The organism is Pseudomonas sp. PICF6 (assembly GCF_009831705.1).
GTDB lineage: Bacteria > Pseudomonadota > Gammaproteobacteria > Pseudomonadales > Pseudomonadaceae > Aquipseudomonas > Aquipseudomonas rhizophila.
Genome location: NZ_WUUD01000035.1, coordinates 345092 through 347362 on the forward strand (window position 1 = coordinate 345092; position 2271 = coordinate 347362).

1 protein-coding gene is annotated in these 2271 nt (G+C 65.7%); it reads right to left on the bottom strand.

All coding sequences use genetic code 11. The annotated features are described in order from the left end of the window. Positions 1-2271, bottom strand: a 2271-nt coding sequence (locus tag GSM73_RS28035; RefSeq protein ID WP_256677102.1) for a condensation domain-containing protein, incomplete at both ends; no start/stop codon positions are given.

Genomic DNA, 2271 nt, shown 5'->3' on the forward strand with positions numbered 1-2271 from the left:
CACGCCTTTGGGTTGGCCGGTGGAACCGGAGGTGTAGAGCACGTAGGCCAGGTCGTTGGCCTCGACGCTGATCGGCTCTCCAACTTCAGCGTTTGGCAACGCATCCAGCGTCCAGGCTTGATGTCCGGTTGGCAGGCGCGACAGCCACTGCGCCTGGGTCAAGGTGACCTTGGCATCGGCGTCTTCGATCAAGAACGCCAGGCGTGCAGCCGGCAACTCCGGGTCCAGCGGCAACCATGCGGCGCCGGCATGGACGATGCCGAGCAAGGCCACAACCATTTCCACCGAACGCTCCATGCACAGCGGCACGATGCTGTCGGTGCCTACACCGGCGGCGCGCAGGGCCCGGGCAACGGTTTGCGCCCGTCGATCCAGCTCGGCATAGCTCAGGCGCTGACCTTCGAACACCAATGCCGGGGCGTTGGGGCTCAGGGCTGCCTGTTGGCTGAGCGCGGTGTGCAGGTTGGTCGGGCCGCTGTAGTGACGTTCGGTGGCGTTCCAGCGATCCAGTTGCTGCTGATCCTGCTGTTGCGGGAACAGTTCGACCAGCGTGCGCCCAGGGGTTGCCACCAAGGCATCAAGCAGCGCACACCACTGCGCGCTCCAGCGTTGCATCGTCGTTTCGTCGAACAAGGCCGATTGGTATTCCAGCGCCAGCGTCATGTCGCTGCCATCGTCCTGGACTTCCCAGCTCTGTTCGAACTTGGCGTCGATCAACGGCAGCATCTGCTCTTCGACGTTCAGCCCCGGCCATTGGCTGCTGTCCACCCGGCCATAGTTCAGGGAGAACAGCACCTGGAACAGCGGTGTACGGTTCAGGTCGCGGTTTTGCGCGACAGCACCGACCAGGGTGGCGAAGGGCAGGTCGGCATGGGCCTGGGCTGCGCGCAGGTCGGCCTCAAGGCTGGTGAGCAATTGCTCGGCCGGAGCCCGTTGGTCGACGTCGCTGCGGATCACCAGGGTGTTGACCAGACAGGCCAGCAGTGTCTGGGCTTGCGGTTGATCACGCTGGTCCGCCGGGGTGCCGAAGCGAATCTCCCGTTGACCGCTGTAACGCGCCAGCAGCGCGCTCAAGGCCGTGGCGAGCACCACATAGGTGGTGGTGCCGCGCTGACGGGCGAACTGACGGATGGCTTCGGCGCGCTGGGTGCCGAGACGGAGGGTCAGTTGCCGGGCGCGACGATCTGCTTCGGCGCCACGCGGATGGTCGATGGGCAGGTCGAGTTGGTAGTCTTCCTGGCCCAGGTGGTTTTTCCAATAGTCCAGGCTGTCACTGCGTCGGGTCTGGGTGTCCGGGTGCTGTTGCCACAGGGCGAAATCGACGTAGTCGATCTCCAGCGGCGTCCAGGCCGGCGACTGCCCGTTGAGGCCGGCGGCGTAGGCCTGGGTCAGTTCGTCGATGAGCAACTGCATGGCCCAACCGTCGGTGGCACTGTGGTGCAGGCACACCAGCAGCAGGTTTTCGTCGCTGCCCTGGCGTTGCAGCAGATGCGCGCGCCAAGGTGCGGCGGCGGCCAGGTCGAACGCTGTCATCAGTTCGTCCTGGGCGTTGGCGCAGGCCGAGGCCCAGTCCTGGGTCGCGACCTCAGTGACCGCGAGCTCCGGTCCGTGGTCGTCGATCAGCAATTGCGGCTCGCCGTCGACTTCGACAATCCGGCTGCGCAGCACCAGATGGCGCTGGCTGAGCTGCTCAAAGGCCTCGCGCAAGACCTGGACCTGCAGCTCACCGCGCAAGGTCAGGGCAAACGGCATGTGGTACTCGCGGGATTCCGGCACCAGGCGACTGAGCATCCAGAATCGGCGCTGGGCCAGACCCAGGGGCAATTGCGCCGGGCGCGGTTGTGCGCTGATCGACTCACCGGGCATGGCCGCGCGCAGATGCTCGGCCAAGGCCGCCACCGTTGGTTGGGCGAACACCAGCGGCAAGGGCAGGGAAACCCCAAGGCGCTCACGGACCCGACTGACCAGGCGGGTGGCCAGCAAGGAGTGGCCGCCGAGTTGGAAGAAGTGATCTTCGATGCCGACTGGCGAACAACCCAGCACTTCGCCGAACAGTTCGCAGAGTACGCTTTCAGTGGCGTTGCGCGGTGCTGTGCGCGGCTGGTCGCTTTGGCTCTGAGGCAGCGGCGTGGCGGCCAATGTCTTGCGGTCGAGCTTGCCGTTGCTGTTGAGCGGCAGGCTGTCGAGCTGCACGAACAGGCTGGGCTGCATGTGCGCGGGCAGGCTGTCGCTCAACTCGGCACGCAGGGTCGCCTCATCGGTGTCTCCGCA